Origin of the sequence: Pseudomonas sp. B1(2018) (assembly GCF_003097365.1) — a bacterium.
Lineage (GTDB): Bacteria > Pseudomonadota > Gammaproteobacteria > Pseudomonadales > Pseudomonadaceae > Aquipseudomonas > Aquipseudomonas laurylsulfatiphila.
Window position 1 is genome coordinate 62569 of sequence record NZ_PYUK01000019.1, and the last position, 20039, is coordinate 82607.

General features: G+C 61.3%; 18 protein-coding genes. 12 read left to right on the forward strand and 6 right to left on the reverse strand.

Going from position 1 to position 20039, the window contains the following annotated elements:
- Positions 1 to 45 precede the first annotated feature (45 nt).
- The 5 genes from oscA to C9422_RS25135 all read left to right on the forward strand — a co-directional run bounded on the left by oscA (position 46) and on the right by C9422_RS25135 (position 4226).
- Positions 46 to 228: a sulfur starvation response protein OscA gene (gene oscA / locus C9422_RS25115; RefSeq protein WP_007975618.1), complete on the forward strand. Its 183-nt coding sequence runs from the start codon at positions 46 to 48 to the stop codon at positions 226 to 228.
- A gap of 139 nt (positions 229 to 367) precedes the next feature.
- Positions 368 to 1381 carry a sulfate ABC transporter substrate-binding protein gene (locus tag C9422_RS25120; protein WP_102701901.1) on the forward strand — a complete coding sequence of 338 codons (1014 nt, stop codon included), beginning with the start codon at positions 368 to 370 and terminating at the stop codon, positions 1379 to 1381.
- Between the two features lie 151 nt (positions 1382 to 1532).
- Positions 1533 to 2351, forward strand: a complete 819-nt coding sequence (gene cysT, locus C9422_RS25125; RefSeq protein ID WP_007972956.1) for a sulfate ABC transporter permease subunit CysT — start codon at positions 1533 to 1535, stop codon at positions 2349 to 2351.
- Between the two features lie 12 nt (positions 2352 to 2363).
- Complete coding sequence (gene cysW, locus C9422_RS25130) at positions 2364 to 3233, forward strand: sulfate ABC transporter permease subunit CysW (RefSeq protein WP_007972954.1); 870 nt, start codon at positions 2364 to 2366, stop codon at positions 3231 to 3233.
- Positions 3234 to 3236: 3 nt separating this feature from the next.
- Positions 3237 to 4226, forward strand: coding sequence for a sulfate/molybdate ABC transporter ATP-binding protein (locus C9422_RS25135; RefSeq protein WP_007972953.1), 990 nt, complete (start codon positions 3237 to 3239; stop codon positions 4224 to 4226).
- A gap of 107 nt (positions 4227 to 4333) precedes the next feature.
- On the opposite strand, the gene C9422_RS25140 is transcribed toward C9422_RS25135, so the two are convergent.
- Positions 4334 to 4858: a DUF962 domain-containing protein gene (locus C9422_RS25140; protein ID WP_116582521.1), complete on the reverse strand. Its 525-nt coding sequence runs from the start codon at positions 4856 to 4858 to the stop codon at positions 4334 to 4336.
- A gap of 83 nt (positions 4859 to 4941) precedes the next feature.
- On the opposite strand from C9422_RS25140, the gene C9422_RS25145 reads away from it, so the two are divergent.
- On the forward strand, positions 4942 to 5628 hold the full coding sequence (locus C9422_RS25145) for a Crp/Fnr family transcriptional regulator (RefSeq protein WP_116582522.1): 687 nt from the start codon (positions 4942 to 4944) through the stop codon (positions 5626 to 5628).
- 222 nt (positions 5629 to 5850) lie between these two features.
- On the opposite strand, the gene C9422_RS25150 is transcribed toward C9422_RS25145, so the two are convergent.
- Positions 5851 to 6855, reverse strand: a complete 1005-nt coding sequence (locus C9422_RS25150; protein WP_116582523.1) for an AraC family transcriptional regulator — start codon at positions 6853 to 6855, stop codon at positions 5851 to 5853.
- Positions 6856 to 6955: 100 nt separating this feature from the next.
- Here C9422_RS25150 and C9422_RS25155 point away from each other — a divergent pair, with 100 nt between their 5' ends.
- Positions 6956 to 8029: a fatty acid desaturase gene (locus C9422_RS25155; protein ID WP_116582524.1), complete on the forward strand. Its 1074-nt coding sequence runs from the start codon at positions 6956 to 6958 to the stop codon at positions 8027 to 8029.
- Between the two features lie 130 nt (positions 8030 to 8159).
- Here the strand turns inward: C9422_RS25155 and C9422_RS25160 are convergent, their stop codons facing one another.
- From C9422_RS25160 to C9422_RS25170, 3 genes are read right to left on the reverse strand one after another with little or no spacing between them, the layout of a single operon-like run.
- The gene (locus C9422_RS25160) at positions 8160 to 9770 is read right to left on the reverse strand and encodes an arylsulfatase (RefSeq protein ID WP_116582525.1); all 1611 of its coding nucleotides are present in this window, start codon (positions 9768 to 9770) and stop codon (positions 8160 to 8162) included.
- A gap of 15 nt (positions 9771 to 9785) precedes the next feature.
- Positions 9786 to 10601 (reverse strand): ABC transporter ATP-binding protein, encoded by an 816-nt coding sequence (locus C9422_RS25165; RefSeq protein ID WP_116582526.1) that lies wholly within the window; start codon positions 10599 to 10601, stop codon positions 9786 to 9788.
- Entirely contained in the window at positions 10598 to 12196 is a 1599-nt protein-coding gene (locus C9422_RS25170) for an ABC transporter permease (RefSeq protein ID WP_116582527.1), read from the reverse strand. Before C9422_RS25170 ends, C9422_RS25165 begins: the two co-directional genes overlap by 4 nt.
- 403 nt (positions 12197 to 12599) lie before the next feature.
- On the opposite strand from C9422_RS25170, the gene C9422_RS25180 reads away from it, so the two are divergent.
- The gene (locus tag C9422_RS25180; RefSeq protein ID WP_116582528.1) at positions 12600 to 13601 is read left to right on the forward strand and encodes an ABC transporter substrate-binding protein; all 1002 of its coding nucleotides are present in this window, start codon (positions 12600 to 12602) and stop codon (positions 13599 to 13601) included.
- Positions 13602 to 13680: 79 nt separating this feature from the next.
- On the opposite strand, the gene C9422_RS25185 is transcribed toward C9422_RS25180, so the two are convergent.
- Positions 13681 to 14601: a LysR family transcriptional regulator gene (locus C9422_RS25185; RefSeq protein ID WP_116582529.1), complete on the reverse strand. Its 921-nt coding sequence runs from the start codon at positions 14599 to 14601 to the stop codon at positions 13681 to 13683.
- Positions 14602 to 14784: 183 nt separating this feature from the next.
- Here C9422_RS25185 and C9422_RS25190 point away from each other — a divergent pair, with 183 nt between their 5' ends.
- The 4 genes from C9422_RS25190 (at position 14785) to C9422_RS25205 (ending at position 20039) form a co-directional block, all read left to right on the forward strand.
- The gene (locus tag C9422_RS25190) at positions 14785 to 15705 is read left to right on the forward strand and encodes a TauD/TfdA family dioxygenase (RefSeq protein WP_095964486.1); all 921 of its coding nucleotides are present in this window, start codon (positions 14785 to 14787) and stop codon (positions 15703 to 15705) included.
- A 134-nt stretch (positions 15706 to 15839) separates the two neighbouring features.
- Positions 15840 to 18200 carry a TonB-dependent receptor gene (locus C9422_RS25195; RefSeq protein WP_116582530.1) on the forward strand — a complete coding sequence of 787 codons (2361 nt, stop codon included), beginning with the start codon at positions 15840 to 15842 and terminating at the stop codon, positions 18198 to 18200.
- 259 nt (positions 18201 to 18459) lie between these two features.
- Positions 18460 to 19269, forward strand: coding sequence for an energy transducer TonB (locus C9422_RS25200; RefSeq protein ID WP_116582531.1), 810 nt, complete (start codon positions 18460 to 18462; stop codon positions 19267 to 19269).
- 44 nt (positions 19270 to 19313) lie between these two features.
- Positions 19314 to 20039, forward strand: coding sequence for a MotA/TolQ/ExbB proton channel family protein (locus tag C9422_RS25205; protein ID WP_007972931.1), 726 nt, complete (start codon positions 19314 to 19316; stop codon positions 20037 to 20039).

Consider the following 20039-nt stretch of genomic DNA (forward strand, 5'->3'; position numbering starts at 1 on the left):
AGTGCCGACACTGCGAGGCAATCTCTCAGTTGAAGGAGCAGCAATATGAGCGCATCCCTGCGTAGCGTCGACGGTCAAGACGAAGCCACCATCCTGCGTGAAATCCAGAGCGCCCTGCGCGACCTGCGGTTTGGTGCCGTGGAAATCACTGTGCACAACGCGCAGGTGGTGCAGATCGAACGCAAAGAAAAATTCCGTTTGCAGCAGCCAGGCAACAAGCCGGGCTGAGTCGAAAGATCAAAAGATCGCAGCCTGCGGCAGCTCCTACGGGAACTGTGTAGGAGCTGCCGAAGGCTGCGATCTTTGAGCGGGCAACCAGATTCCAGATCATAAAAAGCCAATACCAAGAATCCCGGGAGCTTTCACCATGTCGTCGATTCGTCATTTCGCTTTGGCCGCCCTGGCCAGCGCCCTTTTTGCCGGTTCTGCAGTTGCCAAGGACTACGAACTGCTCAACGTGTCGTACGACCCGACCCGCGAGCTGTACCAGGACTACAACGCCGAATTCGTGAAGTTCTGGCAAAAGGAACATGCCGGCGACACCGTGAAAATCCAGCAATCCCATGGTGGCTCGGGCAAGCAAGGCCGGGCGGTGATCGATGGCCTGCGCGCCGACGTCGTGACCCTGGCCCTGGCCGGTGACATCGACGAAATCGCCAAGCTCGGCAAGACCCTGCCGGCTGACTGGCAAAAGCGCCTGCCGGACGCAAGCACGCCTTACACCTCGACCATCGTGTTCCTGGTGCGCAAGGGCAACCCTAAAGGCATCAAGGACTGGGGCGACCTGGTCAAGAATGACGTTTCGGTGATCACGCCGAACCCGAAAACCTCCGGCGGTGCGCGCTGGAACTTCCTCGCGGCCTGGGCCTATGGCCTCAAAGCCAATGGCGGTGACGAAGCCAAGGCCAAGGAATACGTGCAAACCCTGTTCAAGCACGTGCCCGTGCTGGACACCGGCGCCCGCGGCTCGACCATTACTTTCGTCAACAACGGTCAGGGCGATGTGTTGCTGGCCTGGGAAAACGAAGCCTTCCTGGCCCTGAAAGAAGAGGGCGGCGCTGACAAGTTCGACATCGTCGTGCCTTCGCTGTCGATCCTTGCCGAGCCACCAGTGGCGGTGGTCGACAAGAATGCCGAGAAAAAGGGCAACGAGCAGATCGCCGAAGCCTACCTCAAGCACCTGTACAGCCCGGCCGGCCAGGAAATCGCGGCGAAGAACTTCTATCGCCCGCGTGACAAGGACGTGGCCGCCAAGTACGCCCAGCAGTTCCCGAAACTGGAACTGGTGAGCATCGACAAGGACTTCGGCGGCTGGAAAACCGCACAGCCGAAATTCTTCAATGACGGGGGCGTGTTCGACCAGATCTACCAGGCGCAATAACCTGGCTTAAGCTGCATAACATGTGGGAGCGGGCTTGCTCGCGAAGGCGGTGTATCAGGCGGCATTAATGTTGACTGACACACTGCTTTCGCGAGCAAGCCCGCTCCCACAAGGATGGGTTTAGTTGATCGCTTTTTAACCAAGGACTTTTATGTCGCGTCGTATCTCCCCCGTCATACCCGGCTTCGGGCTGACGCTGGGCTACACCTTGGTGTACCTCAGCCTGATTGTGCTCATACCGCTGGCGGCGATGTTCGTGCATGCCGCTCAACTCACCTGGGATCAGTTCTGGGCAATCATCTCGGCACCACGGGTGCTGGCGGCGCTGAAGCTCAGCTTCGGCACCGCCCTGTGTGCCGCCATCATCAACGGCATCATCGGCACGCTGCTGGCCTGGGTATTAGTGCGCTATACCTTCCCTGGACGAAAAGTGATCGATGCAATGATCGACTTGCCGTTCGCATTGCCCACGGCGGTGGCCGGTATTGCACTGACGGCGCTGTACACCCCTACCGGCCTGGTTGGTCAGTTTGCAGCGGATCTGGGTTTCAAGATCGCCTACACCCCCCTGGGCATCACCCTTGCCCTCACTTTTGTGACACTTCCATTCGTAGTACGTACCGTACAGCCAGTATTGGCGGATATTCCTCGTGAAGTCGAAGAAGCAGCGGCGTGCCTGGGGGCTAAACCGTTGCAGGTTTTCCGCCATATCCTGCTGCCGGCACTGCTGCCTGCTTGGCTGACCGGTTTCGCGCTGGCCTTTGCCCGCGGGGTCGGCGAGTACGGTTCGGTGATTTTCATCGCCGGCAACATGCCGATGAAAACCGAGATTCTGCCGCTGCTGATCATGGTCAAACTCGACCAATACGATTACACCGGCGCTACCTCCATTGGTGTACTGATGCTGGTGGTTTCCTTCGTCCTGTTGCTGCTGATCAACTTGTTGCAGCGACGCATCGAAACCCCATAAGGAGGCGCACCCATGTCCCAATCGTCTATTGCTGCCGCTTCCTCGAACGCTGCCCGTCGTGGCAGCGCGACTTCGCGGCGAATCCTGATCGGCCTTGGCTGGCTGATTTTTGCCCTGTTCCTGCTGCTGCCGCTGTTCATCGTGGTGTCCCAGGGCCTGAAGCTCGGCCTCGGTGCGTTCTTCACCGCGATCTTTGAGCCGGACGCGTTGTCGGCACTGAAACTCACGGTCATCGCCGTACTGATTTCGGTGCCGTTGAACCTGGTGTTCGGCGTCAGCGCTGCGTGGTGCGTGAGCAAGTACTCGTTCCGCGGCAAGAGCATGCTGGTGACGCTGATCGACCTGCCGTTCTCTGTGTCGCCGGTAATCGCCGGCCTGGTCTATGTGCTGATGTTCGGCGCCCAGGGCCTGTTTGGCCCATGGCTGCAGGATCACGACATCCAGATCGTCTTCGCCCTGCCGGGCATCGTGTTGGCGACGATTTTCGTCACCGTGCCGTTCGTGGCCCGTGAACTGATCCCGCTGATGCAGGAACAAGGCACTCAGGAAGAGGAGGCCGCGCGTCTGCTGGGCGCCAACGGCTGGCAGATGTTCTGGCACGTCACCGTACCCAACATCAAATGGGGCCTGATCTACGGCGTGGTGTTGTGCACTGCGCGGGCCATGGGGGAATTCGGTGCAGTATCGGTGGTTTCCGGGCACATTCGCGGGGTGACCAACACCCTGCCGCTGCACGTCGAGATCCTCTACAACGAATACAACCACGTGGCCGCGTTCGCCGTGGCGAGCCTGTTGCTGATCCTGGCGCTCTTCATCCTGCTGCTCAAGCAGTGGAGCGAAAACCGTATTAACCGCCTGCGCGCCAGCGCCGCGGAGGAATAATTCATGTCGATCGAAGTGCGTAACGTCAGCAAGAATTTCAACGCGTTCAAGGCGCTGGACAACATCAGCCTGGACATCCAGAGCGGCGAACTCGTCGCGTTGCTCGGCCCGTCGGGCTGCGGCAAGACCACGCTGCTGCGGATCATCGCGGGCCTGGAAACCCCGGACAAGGGCAACATCGTGTTCCACGGTGAAGACGTTTCCGGCCACGACGTGCGTGATCGCAACGTCGGTTTCGTGTTCCAGCACTACGCCCTGTTCCGCCACATGACGGTGTTCGACAACGTCGCGTTCGGCCTGCGCATGAAGCCGAAAAACCAGCGCCCGAGTGAAAGCCAGATCGCAACCAAGGTTCACGAGCTGTTGAACATGGTGCAACTGGACTGGTTGTCGGATCGCTATCCGGAGCAACTCTCCGGTGGTCAGCGCCAGCGCATTGCCTTGGCGCGGGCGCTGGCGGTGGAGCCGAAAGTGCTGCTGCTCGACGAACCTTTCGGCGCCCTCGACGCCAAGGTTCGCAAGGAACTGCGCCGCTGGCTGGCGCGTCTGCACGAAGACATCAACCTGACCTCGGTGTTCGTGACCCACGACCAGGAAGAAGCGATGGAAGTCGCCGACCGTATCGTGGTGATGAACAAGGGGGTGATCGAGCAGATCGGCTCACCGGGCGACGTCTACGAAAACCCGGCCAGCGATTTCGTCTATCACTTCCTCGGCGATTCGAACCGCCTGCACCTGGGCGAAGACCACCACGTGCTGTTCCGCCCGCACGAAGTGTCGCTGTCGCGCCATGAACTGGAAGATCACCACGCGGCCGAAGTGCGCGATATTCGTCCGCTGGGCGCGACAACGCGGGTAACGCTGAAGGTCGAAGGGCAGAGCGATCTGATCGAGGCCGAAGTGGTCAAGGATCACGACAGCCTGATCGGGTTGGCGAAGGGGGAGACGTTGTTCTTCAAGCCGAAGGTCTGGCAGAAGGTTGCCAACATCTAAAGCAAAAGCATCGCGAGCAAGCTCGCTCCCACAGGGATTTGGGTTGGCCACAACTATTGTGTTCGACCCTGATCCACTGTGGGAGCGAGCTTGCTCGCGATTGCTATCTAGACAGCAGCACGCTTCGGATTGACCCGCACTTCACCCGCTCGCGCCTCAATCTGCTCTTTGAGCTCACGCCGCATCCCCAGCATGAACGCCAGTTCCGCCACCACAAACAACGGTCCGACAATCAACCCGGTCACGTCATCGACGAAGGCCGGTTTGCGCCCTTCGTAGTGATGGCCGACAAACTGGATCGCCCAACCGATCACGAACATCGCCACGCCGCTGCCCAGCCAGACCAACGTGCTTTGCTGTGCCAGCGCATGACCGGCCCAGACACTCAGCCCGAGCAACAGGGTCATCAACACGCCCAGGCGCAATTCCAGGCGCAGGTAAAACCACGCCGATGCCAGCGAAACGAGCACCGCCGGTGACAGCCATACGCCACCCAGCGACCATTGCGGCCGGGACAGCAACACCGCGACGGCGACCACGATCAGCGGAATACCGATAAAGTGCGATGCAATATTGCGCGGGTCACGGTGATAGGCGGCGTATTGACTGAGGTGGTCGACGAGGCTTTTCATTGTTGTTCTCCTGTGGGGTGATTGATCATGCCCCGGGGTCACTTCCCGCTCTGTCAGCCAGGCGACAATCTCTAGGAGTTTTCATGGATATGCAGGTCTGGCGTCCACGCCTGATGAGCGGTCAGTGGTTCAGCCATTTGCCTGTTTCCCTACAGGATAGCCTGCTGTCGGCGGCCAGACTGCGGCGGCTGTCGCCGGGCCAGCGGCTGTTCAAGCGTGGCGATCCGCCCTGCGGCCTGTACGCGGTGCTTGAAGGCGCGGTACGCGTCGGTGCCGTGAGCGAGCAGGGCAAGGAAGCCTTGCTGAGCCTGGTGGAGCCGCCGCACTGGTTCGGCGAGATCTGCCTGTTCGATGGCCAGCCACGCACCCACGATGCCTACGGCGTGGGCCAGTGCACACTGCTGCACATTCCCCAGAACATCTTGCTGACGTTACTCGACGAGCATCCGCAGCACTGGCGGCAACTGGCGTTGCTGATGAGCCAGAAACTGCGCATGACCTTCATCAACCTCGAACAGCTGAGCCTGTTGCCGGCCCCCGCGCGGCTGGCGCACCGCTTGCTGATGATCGCCGAAGGCTATGGCGAGACCGCCCCGCCGCGACGCGTCCTGCAACTGCCCCAGGAGCAGCTTGCCGCCATGTTGTCGCTGTCGCGCCAGACCACCAACCAGATTCTCAAGGAGTTGCAGGGGCAGGGAGTTATCGGGCTGAGTTACGGCGAGATCGAAATCCTCGATGCCGAGCGGTTGCGGACACTGGCCACAATCTGAAACTCGACGCATATCCCTTGTGGGAGCGAGCTTGCTCGCGATGACGGTGTGTCAGTCTCCAGGTATGTCGACTGAAAGTCCGCTATCGCGAGCAAGCTCGCTCCCACAGGGGGGCTGGGTGAATCAGAGATTTGTGGTCACCGAAAAACCTGTGGGAGCGGGCTTGCTCCGGGCGGCGTTCCGACGATGGGGCCAGACCAGCCAACTCACCTTCCGAATCAATCAGCGCAACCCATCCCGAAACTGCCCCGGTGTCATCCCTGTCCAACGCTTGAATGCACGACTGAAGCTGCTGGTATCGGCAAACCCGAGCAGATAACTGATTTCGCTCAGCGACACCTGCGGGTCCCGCAGGTGCAACAGCGCGAGGTTTTCGCGGCTTTCGTTGAGCAGCGTATCGAACCGGCAGCCCTCGTCCGCCAAGTGCCGTTGCAGGCTGCGCAGGCTCAGGTGCAGAGCCTTGGCGATGTGCTCGGCGCTGGGTTCGCCTTCGGGCAGTTGTTCTTCAATGGCGTCGCGGACCTTGCGCTCCCACGTCAGCGGCTTGAGTTGCGCCAGGGTGCGCTTGAGCACGGTTTCGTTGTGTTCGGCCAGTTCCGGGTTGGCGTCGTCCAGGTGGCTGTCGAAGTCGATGAGGGCGAACTCAAGCCGGTCCTCGTCGGCACCGAAGTGCACGGGCGAGCGAAAGACTTTATGCCATTGGTGCGCGTCTGCCGGCTCCGGGCGGCGCAGGTAAGTCTCCAACGGTGCGTAGTCGCGGCCCAGGCGATTGCGGCAGGTGCGCACGTAAATCGCCATGAACGCATCGATGGCTTCGAAGGCCGGGGCGGGATTGCCAGCGGGGATTTTCAGACGGAAACGGTAGCGATCCTCGGCGCGAGTCAGTTCCAGCTCCAGGGCATCACTGACCACCTGGTGATAGCGCACGATGCGCTCGAACACTTCCCGCAGGCTGCCGCTGGCCACCAGTGCATACCCTAGCGCATGGAAGGTGGTCGGACTGACGAAACGCGAAACCCGCAAACCGATCGCCGGGTCGCCGCTGGCCTGCACTGCCAGATTCCACAGGTGTGTGGTGCCCGACAGCGGGTAGCGCGCGTTCGGGTCGTCCATCAGTTGCGGGTCGAGCCCCGCTTGCTGGCACAGGGCGGTGCTGTCAATGCCAAGGGCATCGAGTTGCTTGCGCAGGGCGCGGGTCCAGCTGGCGAGGGAGGTCGGTTCAGTCATGCTGATTGGCGCTTCCAGTCAACAGGTTGGCGTTCACGGCTACCGCATTGCGAGGTTCCGCAAGGCAGGATGCAACCATCAATAACCAGAGGATGGAAGCATGGACCGTACTTCTGCAAGCCCCCAACGACTGAATGCAGCCCAACGATCAGCCCATATCCGTGAAGTGGTGCTGGCCAGAGGTGTCGAACTGCGTGAGCAATACCCGATTCTCAAGCATCAGGACGCCCTCGGCGCAGGCATTCTGACCTTCGCCATCGCCGGTATGGTCGGTTCGGCGGCGCTCTATATGACCGGGCACATGGCCTGGTGGGCGTGCCTGCTGCTCAACGCGTTTTTCGCCTCGCTGACCCATGAGCTGGAGCACGACCTGATCCACAGCATGTACTTTCGCAAGCAGAAAGTGCCGCACAACTTGATGATGGGATTGGTGTGGCTGGCGCGCCCAAGCACCATCAACCCGTGGATTCGCCGCCATCTGCACCTCAATCACCACAAGGTGTCGGGCTCTGAGACCGACACGGAAGAGCGCGCCATCACCAATGGCGAACCCTGGGGTTTTGCGCGGCTGTTGATGATCGGCGACAACATCATGTCCTCGGTCATCCGCATGCTGCGCGCCAAAACCTGGGCGATGAAGTTCAGCATCATCAAACGCACGCTGAAGGTCTATGCACCGCTGGCACTGATGCACTGGGGCGCGTGGTACGTGTTTCTCGGTTTCCATGCAGCGAATGGCGTTGCGCATCTGATGGGCGCACCGATCGAGTGGTCGGCGACGACGTTGTCGGTGATGCAGGTGATCGACATCGCAGCCGTCGTGATCATCGGCCCGAACGTGTTGCGCACCTTCTGCCTGCACTTCATCAGCTCGAACATGCATTACTACGGTGACGTGGAGCCGGGCAACGTGATGCAGCAATGCCAGGTACTCAATGCCCCGTGGCTGTGGCCACTGCAGGCGTTCTGCTTCAACTTCGGCAGCAGCCACGGGATCCATCACTTTGTGGTGAAGGAACCCTTCTACATCCGCCAGTTGACCGTGCCGGTGGCGCACAAGGTGATGCGCGAGATGGGGGTGCGGTTCAATGATTTCGGTACGTTTGCGCGGGCGAATCGGTTTGAGCGCAGGGAAGAGTTGGTCGCGGAAAAGGGGCGTACGGCTCAGGCTTAAGGGCTGTCTGTAAGGGCCTCTTCGCGGGCAAGCCCGCTCCCACAGTGATTTGTGCTGAATGCAAATTTTGCATTCACCGCAGAAACCTGTGGGAGCGGGCTTGCCCGCGAAGGGGCCGGTTCAGACAACATCAATCCGGCTGAAACGGCGACTCACTCAGAATCACCCCAGTCTCATCCACATACCGCTGCCAATGCTCGATCAAGGCACTGAGCTTCTGCGGCTGGCTCGACGCCAGGTCATGAATCTCCCCCGGATCACTGCCCAGGTCATACAGCTGCCAGGTCGCCGGCCCCACCGGTCCCGGGATGTACACTGCCTTCCACTGCCCCTGCCGAATCGCCCGCCGACCGAACAATTCCCACCCGGTGACGGTGTGCTCGTCATGCACGTGCGCCGTCTCGCCCGACAGGAACCCCAGCCACGACTTCCCGCGAACTTGCGCCACGGGTTTGCCGTGCCATTGCTTGCCCGGATGGCGCACGCCGGCCAGGTCGAGAATGGTCGGCGTGATGTCCATCACCGTGCCAAACCCATGGCTGATCTGGCCCTTGAGCGGCAGCTGCGGGTAATGCACCAGCGCCGGCACGCGAATCCCGCCTTCGGTGGTGAAGGCCTTGAACAGTCGCGACGGCGCGGTCGCCACTTGCGCCCAGTTCGGTCCGTACCAGACGTAGGAGTTGGCGCGGCCGATGTTGTCCAGGCTGTTGTCGTAATGCTGGTTGAGATAGGTCAGCAACTGCGGACCGAATTTCGGGAAAGCCTCCAGCAATGCCCCTTCCGCACCGTTATCGGACATGAACAGGATGAAGGTGTTGTCCAGTTGTCCCTGCTGACGCAGGTAATCGACGACACGCCCGATGTTCCAGTCCATGCGCTCGACCATCGCCGCATAAACTTCCATGGCCCGCGCGGAAATCTGCCGCTGTTCATCACTCAACGCATCCCACTGTGCGCTCAGCTGGATCAGGGGATGCGGCTCGACATCGGCCTCGATCAATCCCAGCTTCTTGAGCTTTTCCAGACGTTCCAGCCGCAGCACTTCGGGGCCGGCGTCATAGCGCCCGCGGTATTTTTCCACCACCTCGGCCGGTGCCTGCAGCGGCCAGTGCGGTGCGGAAAACGGCAGGTAGGCGAAGAACGGCCGGGTCTGGTCGCGCTCCTTGAGGTATTGCAGCAGCTTGTCGCCAAAGGCATCGGAAGAATAAAAATCCTTCGGCAGTTCGTCGATGAACCGGTCATCTTCGATATACAGCGCCGGCGTGGATTTCAGCAGCCGTGGCGTCGTTTCATCGTAGGTCGGCTCGAAGCCGTAATGGTTGGCCGCACCGGGCAACAGCGAAAACGAACGCTCGAAACCCCGGGCGTGGGGTGCCAATTCGGCGGTCAGGCCCAGGTGCCATTTGCCGCTCATCAACGTCTGGTAACCCGCCTCGCGCAGTAGCTCGGGCAGGGCGACCACGCGGTCGTTCAAGTGCCCTTCATAACCCGGTTTGCCGATCAGGTCCGGGGTCAGGGCTTCGGCCATGGTGCCGATGCCGGCGATGTGGTGGTCGGTGCCGGTGAGCAGCATCGAGCGGGTCGGCGAGCAGGTCGGTGCGGTGTGGAAATCGGTCAGGCGCAGGCCATTGTTGGCCAGGGCATCGAGGTTCGGCGTATTGATTTCGCCGCCGAAGGCGCCGAGGTCGGAAAAGCCCAGGTCATCGGCCAGGATCACTAAAAAGTTGGGACGTTGCGGCATCAAGCATTTCCTTTTTCAGTAGGCAATGAAGGACAGCGGCAGATCGCGGACCTGCACCGGCACGGGAGGCTGGTAGTGACCGTCGCTGGTGAGTTCGTGAAGCAGTTCTTCGCGCAATTGGTGGAAGTCGAAACTGCTGCGCTGGCGTGGATGGGGCAGGGCAATGTCGACCACTTGCTTGATCCGCCCCGGACGCGGCTCCATCACCACCACGCGGTCGGCGAGGAAGATCGCTTCCTCGACATCGTGGGTGACCAGCACTGTGGTGATTTTTGCCCGCGCGCGGATCGCCAGCAGTTCGTCCTGCATCTGCTGGCGGGTCAGTGCGTCGAGGGCGCCGAAGGGCTCGTCCAGCAGCAGAATCCGTGGGCTGGCCACCAGGCCGCGGGCGATGGCCACGCGCTGCGCCATGCCGCCGGAGAGCTGGTGCGGATAGGCGCGGGCGAAGTCGCCGAGGCCCACCAGCTCGATGAAATCATGGATACGCCAGTGCTTTTGCGCGGCGCTCAATGGTTCGTTGACCAGGCCCAGGCCGATGTTGTCGGCCACGCTCAGCCACGGGAACAAACGGTGTTCCTGAAAGACGATGCCGCGCTCGCCACCGATGCCGGTGACGGCTTTGCCATCGACGCTTATCTGCCCGCGAAATTGCCTGTCGAGGCCCACCAACAGCCGCAGTAAAGTGGATTTTCCGCAACCGCTGGAGCCGACGATGGCGACGAACTCGCCCTCGGCGATATCCAGGTTGAATTCGCGAATGGCCTCCAGTTCGAAGCCGTCGACGTCGAAGGTCTTGCCCACGTGATTGAAGCTGACAATCGGTGCGTTCATGCGTGTCTCCAGCGAGTGGCGCGGATTTCCAGGCGTTGGCCAATGAGGTTGAGCAGGGCGCCGGTCAGGCCCACCAGCAGCATGCCGGCCATGATCAGGTCCATGCGCAGCAGTTGCTGGGCGCCGATCATCTGGCTGCCGATGCCGCCGTTGGACGGCATGAAATATTCGGCGCCGATGGTGCCGAGCCAGGCGTAGATCAGGCTCAGGCGAAGGCCTGCGAAAATTCCCGGCGCCGCCCCCGGCAACACCAATCGACCGAGGCGCTGGCGCAGATTCAGGCGCAACACTTGGGCAGCCTCGTTGAGTTGTGGCGAGAGATTGGCGACGCTGCGTTGGGTGGCGATGAACAGCGGGAAAAACGCGGCGAGGGCGACGAACACCCACTTGGCCAATTCCCCCAGGCCGAACCAAGCGGTGAGCAGCGGCACCCAGGCGAATATGGCGATCTGGCGGAGGGCGGCGAGGGTCGGGCCGAGCACGCGTTCACTGGTGTGCGACAGTCCAAGCAACAGGCCCAGAGCAAAGCCGAGCCCGCCACCGAGCAGCAGCCCGCCAAGGGTGCGGCCCAGGCTCAGGGCCATGCCGCCAATCAGCGTGCCGTCGAGCAGGCCATGCCAGGTGGTGTGCAGGACGGCCAGCGGGCTGACCAGTATGTTCGGGTCAATCCACTGCTGATCCGAGCTCAATTGCCACACCGCCAGCAGCGCCAGTGGCAGCAGCCACGGTTGCAGCCGTTGCCAGCCTTGATAACGCGGCCCGCGACGGATTTCGGCGGTGGCCGGGTGCGGCCAGTGCACCAGCTTCCTGTCCAGCAGGCCGATGCCGCGGTCCATCGCCACGCCGATCAAGCCGATCACCACGATGCACACGAAGACGATGTCGAGCATGAACAACTGGCGTGCCCAGACCATCAGGTAGCCGATGCCTTCGCTGGACGCGAGCAGTTCGACAGCGAGCAGCGAGGTCCATCCGGCGGCCAGCGCAAGTCGCACACCGGCCATGAAAGCCGGCAGTGCGGCAGGCAGCACAAGACGGCGGATCAACAGGTGCCTGGGCAGGCGCAACACGGCGGCGGCTTCGCGCAGCCTGGGTTGCGCGTCGCGCACGCCGACCAGTGTATGCAGCGTCACCGGCACCACGATGGCCTTGATCAGCACCACCAGCTTCAGCACTTCACCGATGCCGAAAAACACCATGAACAAGGGAATCCAGGCCAGGGTCGGGACTTGCGCCAACCCGGCGAAGGTGGGAAACACCAGGCGTTCGAGCGTACGACTGAAACCCAGCGCCGCGCCCAATACCGCACCGACACTGATCCCCGCGAGCAGGCCCCAGGACAAACGTTGCAGGCTGATCCACAAATGGCTCCACAACTCGCCTTGGGACAATTCAACGGCACTGCTCCAGACCAGGGTCGGCGCCGGCAGGATCTGCTCGCTCATCCAGTGGTTGCGGCTGGCGAGCCACCAGAGGGCAAACAGGCTGAAGGGTAATAGCCAGGGCAAGAGCCGCTGGCTCAGCGTCGGCCAATGTCGTCGACCATCAAGCCGAGGTGCGGCCAGCGGTAGGCTCAGAAGGGAAACACGGGCCATGGGTGACCTCCGTTGTCGGGTTGCAATGCAAGCCTGCTTTTTGTGGGAGCGAGCTTGCTCGCGATGAGGGTGTGTCAGGCGACTTATGTGCTGGATGACACACCGCTATCGCGAGCAAGCTCGCTCCCACAGGGGGTTAAGGTGTATGCGAAATTGATCTATAAAAATTCAATTCAATGCTATTGAGAGATAAGCGAGACCATTTAAGGCCTCCATCAGCCGCTGCATCCAATGCATTCCAAGAATATTTTCAATGCTGCCAAGGCATACCCGGCGGAGAGGTCCGCAGGTGTTGGCATAGATCCATATGATCTAAAAATGTGAATTTATAGTATTTAAGTGTTGGTTCTGATTCGGCCTACTTTCGGCTCATCAACGCCCGTTGCCCCAAGGAGCCGCACCCATGAACCTTCCCTTCAAACGTGTCATCAGCCTGTTCGCCGCCCCGGCCCTGGCGGGGCTGCTGGCCTTCACGGCCAACGCCGGCGAGCTCAAGGAAATCCGCATCGCCGTGCCGGACCTGAGTGCCGGTACCCAACACAGCGGTGGCGGTGTAGTGGATGTGTTGCGCGATCAACAGATCTTCGAAAAGGCCTTTGCCGATCAAGGCATCAAGATTCAGTGGAGCTTCTTCAAGGGCGCAGGCCCGGTGATCAACGAAGCGTTCGCCAATGGTCAGGTGGACCTGGCCTACCTCGGCGACCTGGCAGCCATCATCGGCAAGTCCAATGGTCTGGATACGCGATTGCTCAGCGCCTCGGCGCGCGGGGTGAAGCACTACCTCGGCGTGGTACCGGGTTCGGGGATCAAGACCCTGCAAGACCTCAAGGGCAAACGCGTGGCGATCTTCCGTGGCACGGCCAGCCAGTTGTCCTTCGATGCGGCGCTGGCCAGTCAGGGGTTGAGCGAGAAGGATGTGAAAGTCATCAACCTCGACTTCAACGCGGCGGTGGCGGCGCTGGCGGCGAAGCAGATCGATGCCTCGTGGGGTGGTTCCGGGCTCACCGCATTACAGGCCAAGGGGCTGGCCGAGTTGCCTCTGACCACCAAGGACCTGGGCGGCGCCGGCAGTGTGCAGGCCGTGTTGGTGGGGACCGGGAAGTTTGTCGACGAGCACCCCGAGGCGGTCGCCACACTGCTCAAGGCTCAACAGCAAGCGGTGGCGTGGCTGACCCAGGACAGCAACAAGGACGCTTACGTTCAGTTGGTGTCGGGGTTGGCGAGTTACCCGCCGGTGATTCTCAGCCAGGATCTGAAGGATCAGAAATTGAGCGAGGTATTCCCGTCGACACTTGATCCGGTGTTCCTTGGCAAATTGCAGGATGCGGTGGACCTGGCGTCGCAGCAGAAGCTGATTCGCAAACCGTTCAAGGTGACGGATTGGGTGGCGCCTCTGAAAATTTGAAAGATCGCAGCCTTCGGCAGCTCCTACAGGGATCACCGTGTCCTTGTAGGAGCTGCCGAAGGCTGCGATCTTTTGATCTTCAAACCGCAACGGCCATCTGCTGCCTGTCCACCGCCACCAACGTCTCGATCATCGCCCGCGCCGCGGGGGACAACCGGAACCCGGTGCGACTGACAATCCCGCACCGCGCATTCATGCTCTCGATGTTCTGCGGCAAATTACGCCAGTGCAGCAGCACCAGCGCACCTTGGGCAATGTCTTCAACAAAGGCCTCTTCAGTCCCCACGCCAATCGCATTCGATTGCAGCACCACCTTCACCAGCGCCGGAAAATGTTCGGTCTCGAGGGTCGGCGAAAAATCCACCCGCCCACTGAGGTTTGCCAGCAGTTTGCGAATGCCTGGCGGGATCTTCGTGGTCGCCAGCGGGTAGTCGAACATGTCGTTGGTCGACAGGCTCTCCTTGGCCAGCAGTGGATGCCCGGGACGGCAGAAAAACACACCGCGCTTGGGCGTCAGCGCCTGGGTCTGGAAGTTCGGGTCGGACTCGAAGTGGCGGATGTCGGCGATGAAGAATTCGATCTCCTCACGGCTCAGGGCGCGGCTGAGTTTTTCCCAGTTATCCACCTCGAAGCAGGTGCGCACTTTCGGGTGTGCATTGATGAATTGCGCCACCGCATCCGGCACCAGTTTTACCGCTGGCGCCGGGCCGCAACCGAAGCGCAGTTCCCCGGCATCGAGCTTGGTCATCTGCGTCACTTCCGAGCTGAGCAGCGCCGCACCCTGCACCAGGCTGCGGGCATGTTGCAGCACCACCAGGCCCTCTGGGGTGGGGCGCAAATCCTTGTTGCCACGGTCCACCAACACGCAGCCGAACTCTTGCTCCAGCCCCTGGATGCTGCGGCTGAAGGCCGGTTGGGTAATGCCCATGGCCTCGGCCGCGCGCACGAAACTGCGGTGTTCGTCGAGGGCGATGAAGTAACGCAACTGGCGAAGATCCATATGCTTTTCCGGCATCCTAAAAATAGCTCGAAGGCATTTGCGACGAGGGTTGACTGAGGTTTTAAATGCAACCTCTTATTCCGTCAACGAAGCATGTAGATATCTATTAGATCTAAAAGGAATATAGATAGAGCAGTGTTTCGCGGCCGGTTCAACCGCAAGCAGTCTGATGAGGGTCTACCCATGAGCAATGCCGCTTTCGCAGTACAACCCGCTGTTCACGCGCTTGAAATCCATCCGGTGGCCGGTCGCATCGGCGCCGAAATCCGTGGCGTACAGCTTTCCGGCGAGCTGGATGCCGCCACTGTTGAAGCCATTCAACAGGCGCTGCTGCAATACAAAGTGATCTTCTTCCGCGAGCAGACCCAACTCGACGATCAGCGCCAGGAGGCGTTCGCCCACCTGCTCGGCGAACCGGTGGCCCACCCGACCGTGCCGGTGCGTGAAGGCACGCGTTTTCTGCTGGAACTGGACGGTGCCGAGGGCCAGCGTGCGAGCTCCTGGCACACCGACGTGACCTTCGTCGAGGCCTACCCCAAAGCCTCGATACTGCGCTCGGTGGTGGCCCCGGCTTTCGGTGGCGACACTCTGTGGGCCAACACCGCCACCGCCTACAACGGGTTGTCGGAGGAGCTGCGTGAGCTGGCCGACAAACTGGTCGCCGTGCACAGCAACGAATACGACTACGCCGGCACCCGGCCGGACGTTTCGGCGGAGAAGCTGGAGCGTTATCGCAAGGTCTTCACCTCGACGGTTTACGAGACCGAACACCCGGTGGTGCGCGTGCACCCGATCAGCGGCGAGAAGAGCCTGTTGCTGGGGCATTTCGTCAAACGCATCAAGGGCTATTCCCAGGCCGATTCGGCGCACCTGTTCGGGTTGCTGCAAAGTCATGTGATCCGCCAGGAAAACATCGTGCGCTGGCGCTGGAAGGCCGGTGACGTGGCGATCTGGGACAACCGCTCGACCCAGCATTATGCGGTGGATGACTACGGGACCCAGGACCGGATCGTGCGCCGTGTGACGCTCAAGGGTGAAGTGCCGGTGGGTGTGAACGGGCAGGTCAGCCAGACGGTGAAAGGTCCGGATATCGACGGCGTCTGAGCCGACGCTATCGCGAGCAAGCTCGCTCCCACAGGGGGTCTTAGGTGTTCACAGGATCAGTGTGGGAGCGAGCTTGCTCGCGATGGCGGCCTGGCAAGCAATAAAGCATTTCTTCTGATCGGGAACCCCGCCTTATGAGTCCGTTGCACTTTGCTCAAACCTCCTCACCCCAACGGCTCAAACGCCTGCCCCTGGCCCTGTTACTGGCAGGCAGTGCCAGCTGGACCCAAGGCTATGCGGCCGAGAGCGCCACCCCTGAAACCACCCCGGCAAAAACCGCCACGGCCGACAATACCCAACTGGCAACCGTGACGGTCACGACTCGCCGCCGCGAAGAAAGCTCGCAAGACGTACCCACCCCGATGAGCGTGGTCAGCGGCCAGACCCTGGAAGCCCAGCGGGTCTATCGCATCCAGGATTTGCAGCAACTGGTGCCCAGCGTCAACGTCGCCTACATGCATGCGCGCCAGTCCAGCGTGTCGATTCGTGGCCTGGGCAACAACCCGGCCAGCGATGGCCTGGAAGGCAGTGTCGGCCTGTACCTCGATAACGTTTACCTCGGCCGGCCGGGCATGGCTGTATTCGACCTGATGGACATCGAGCAGCTCGAAGTGCTGCGCGGTCCGCAAGGCACCTTATTCGGCAAGAACACCACGGCCGGTGTGATCAACATCAGCACCCGCGCGCCAACGTTCACCCCGGAACGCAGCATCGAGTCTTCGGTGGGCGAGGACGGTTACTTCCAGACCAAGGGCACGATTTCCGGCCCGCTGAATGACCAGCTCGCCGGGCGCTTTTCTGCGTATCGCACCCGCAGCGACGGCGATATCAAGAACGAATTCGACGGCCACGATTTGAACGGCGGCTCGCGCGATGGCTTCCGTGGCCAGTTGCTGTTCAAGCCGAACGAATCGTTCAACCTGCGCTGGATCGGCGACTACAACGAAGAAGACTCCAGCGCCGGCACCCGCGTGTTGTTCAACACCGGGCCGACCATCAATGGCACCAACCTTTACCAGACCCGGGCCAATGCCACGGGCGCGACACTGGTCGACGGCACCCACCGCAAGGTCAACCTGAACAACGACCAACATGTCACCGTGCATCAGGGCGGCACGTCGGTGGAGGCCAACTGGACGCTGCCGAGCGACTTCACCCTGACGTCCATCAGCGCCTATCGCTGGTGGAATTTCACCCCGCGCAATGATGACGGCCTGAACACCACCGTCTTCTACAACGCCGGGGTTTCGGTGGAGGACAAGCAGTATTCCCAGGAGTTTCGCCTGGCGTCGCCTACCGGCGGGTTCTTCGATTACGTGCTCGGCGCTTATTACTTCGGCTCCGACCTGGACAACAAATCCTTCACCTTCTACGGGCCGCAAGCGGACATCTGGAACGGCACGCCCAACGGTGCGCTGAACAACATCGACAGTGTCGGTAACGGTCATATCGAAACCAACAGCTTCGCGCTGTTCGCACAGGGCACCTGGCACCTGACCGAACGCCTGGATTTCACTGCCGGCCTGCGCGGCACCTATGAAGAGAAAAACGCCTGGGTGACCCGCAATGCACCCGCCGGTGGTGCCGCAGTCACCGGCGCGGCGGCCGCGGCACGACGCGCTCGTGCGGGGGCCTACGATTCCGGCGATCTGAACCAGTACAGCTCCAGTCCGTCGGGGCTGTTGAACCTCAGCTACCACCTCACCGACGACCTGCTCACCTACGCCACGTTGTCCCACGGCGAAAAATCCGGTGGGGTTAACCTGGCCGTCGGTATGGCGCCTGTGGCCGGTGCCGACTCGTTGCTGATCGGCACCGAGCGCGCCAACAACGCCGAACTCGGCTTCAAGAGCACCCTGTGGGACCGTCGCCTGCAACTCAACGCCAACCTGTTCTGGACCCAGGTCAACGGCTATCAGACCAACGCCTATGACGACGTCAATCGCGTGCAATACCTGACCAACGCCGGTTCCGTGCGCTCCCGTGGCGTGGAGTTCGAAAGCACCCTGATCCCGCTGCGCGGCCTGACGCTGAACATCAACGGTTCGTACAACGACGTCAGTTACCTCTCCTACAAGGATGCGCCGTGCCCGCCGGAAGTCAGCCTGGCGCCGGGCGCTCCGGCGTCTTGCGACCTCACTGGCCATCAAGTGGTCGGCGCCTCGAAATGGATCGGCAACGCCAACGGTGAATACAAGTGGAACCTGAGCAACGGCTTCGAGGAGTACGTCACTGCCAGCTATGCATTCCGCTCCAAAGCGGTGGGCACGGTGGAAGACTCCGACTTCGGGCAGATCCCGAGTTATGCGGTGGTCAACCTGTCCACCGGTCTGCGCGGTGACTTCAACCAGGGACAGTGGGACGTTTCGTTGTGGCTGAAAAACGCCTTCGACAAAACCTACTACACGACGCTGTGGACGGCTGCCAACGGTGGTTATGAAGGCCTGCTCGGTACGCCACGCACGCTCGGCGTGACCGGCCGATACGACTTCTGACGGCGAAAACGCATGCTTCGAATGAATACTTTCAATGCCCGCAAAGCATCGGATTTTTTCCGCTGCGCCAGAGCCCTTGAACGGCGGGCTCTGGCGGTGGGTTGAGGGTTTTGGTTATTCGTTTTAAGTCTAAATATAAGCTTAAACATTGCTTTAAGAGCTAAGCGTTCAAGCCAATGATTGCTCTACCGGGGCGTCGTCGGGGGATGTTCAGCACGACGTTCCGGTTATCCGCAAAGAGACCGCAGGGAGTTAAACAATGGGCAATGTCCAGATCGCCGCCGGTGCACATGAGGTGCTTTGGCGCCAGGCACCCGGTGGCGAATTGGTCGACCTCGGCCGACCGCACCGGGTGCCCTTGGGGCAGTTGCGTTTGCAACGAGCCCCCAAAGGCGTCCTTCGCCGGCGTGAAGCAATTGTGCTGGGCGTGCTGGCGTTGCTGGTGCATGGCGCGGTGATCTATTGGGTCAATCAGCAACCGACCCCGGTGCTGCCGATCGTGCCGCCAGAAGTCCCGCCCATGACCATCGAGTTTTCGCGTCCGGCGCCTGCGGTGGTCGAGCCGCCGCCACCGCAACCTGTGCAACCCGTGATTGAGCCGCCACCGCCTGTGGAGGATGAACTGGCGGTGAAGCCGCCTCCACCGAAGCCGGTACCCAAGCCCAAACCGGTCGCCAAACCGCTACCGAAACCGGCGCCAAAAGCCATTGAACAGCCACCGGCGCCGCCACAACCGGCAGCACCCGTCGCGGCCCCGTCGCCACCTGCACCACCGGCCCCTGCGCCAGTGACACCGGCCTCCGCCACCGCCGGCTACTTGAAAAACCCGGCGCCGGAATACCCGTCGCTGGCCCAGCGTCGCGGCTGGGAAGGCACGGTGTTGTTGCGCGTGCATGTGTTGGCCAGCGGCAAGCCCGGCGAAATTCAGATCCAGAAAAGCAGCGGTCGCGATGCGCTGGACGACGCCGCGCTGAACGCGGTGAAGCGCTGGAGTTTCGTGCCGGCCAAGCAAGGTGATGTCGCCCAGGACGGCTGGGTCAGCGTGCCCATCGATTTCAAGATTCATTAAACAGAAACCAATTTCGCGCGAAACGTTTACACGAGGAATACATCATGACGTTACTGGCCTCTCCACTTGAATCCATCGAAAGCGCGGTGATCTGGCTGCTGGTGGTTTTTTCCGTCGCGACCTGGGGCCTGGCATTGCTCAAGGGTGTGCAGTTCGGTCGCCTGAAGGCACAGGATCGAAAGTTTCATCAGCAGTTCTGGGCCGCTTCGAGTCTCGACTCGGCGGCCGAACTGAGCGAAACCCGACCTGGTGCGGCCGCCCGGGTGGCGCAGGCCGGTTATGCGGCCATCCAGGTGGGCGAGACGCCACAGGCGGCAGACTTGAGCCAGGCGATCAACCATCAGGATCGTCTGGAGCGAGCCTTGCGCCAGCAGATCGTGCGCGAGCGCCGGTCGCTGGAAACCGGGTTGGCCGTGCTCGCGAGTATTGGCAGCACCTCGCCGTTCATTGGCTTGTTCGGCACGGTGTGGGGAATCATGGAAGCGTTGAAAGGCATCAGCGCGGCGGGCTCGGCAAGCCTTGAAACGGTCGCTGGGCCGATTGGCGCGGCACTGGTCGCCACGGGCGTGGGGATCGCCGTCGCGGTGCCGGCGGTGCTGGTTTACAACTACTTTTTGCGTCGCTTGAAACTGACGGCGGCGGATCTGGATGACTTCGCCCACGACTTCTACAGCCTGGCGCAGAAGAGTTCGTTCCGCGTGCTGATCCACCCGACGGCGCACAAGGTGGCAGCCCAGGGCAACGCGCAGAAAGTGAAGGAGGCGTCTTGA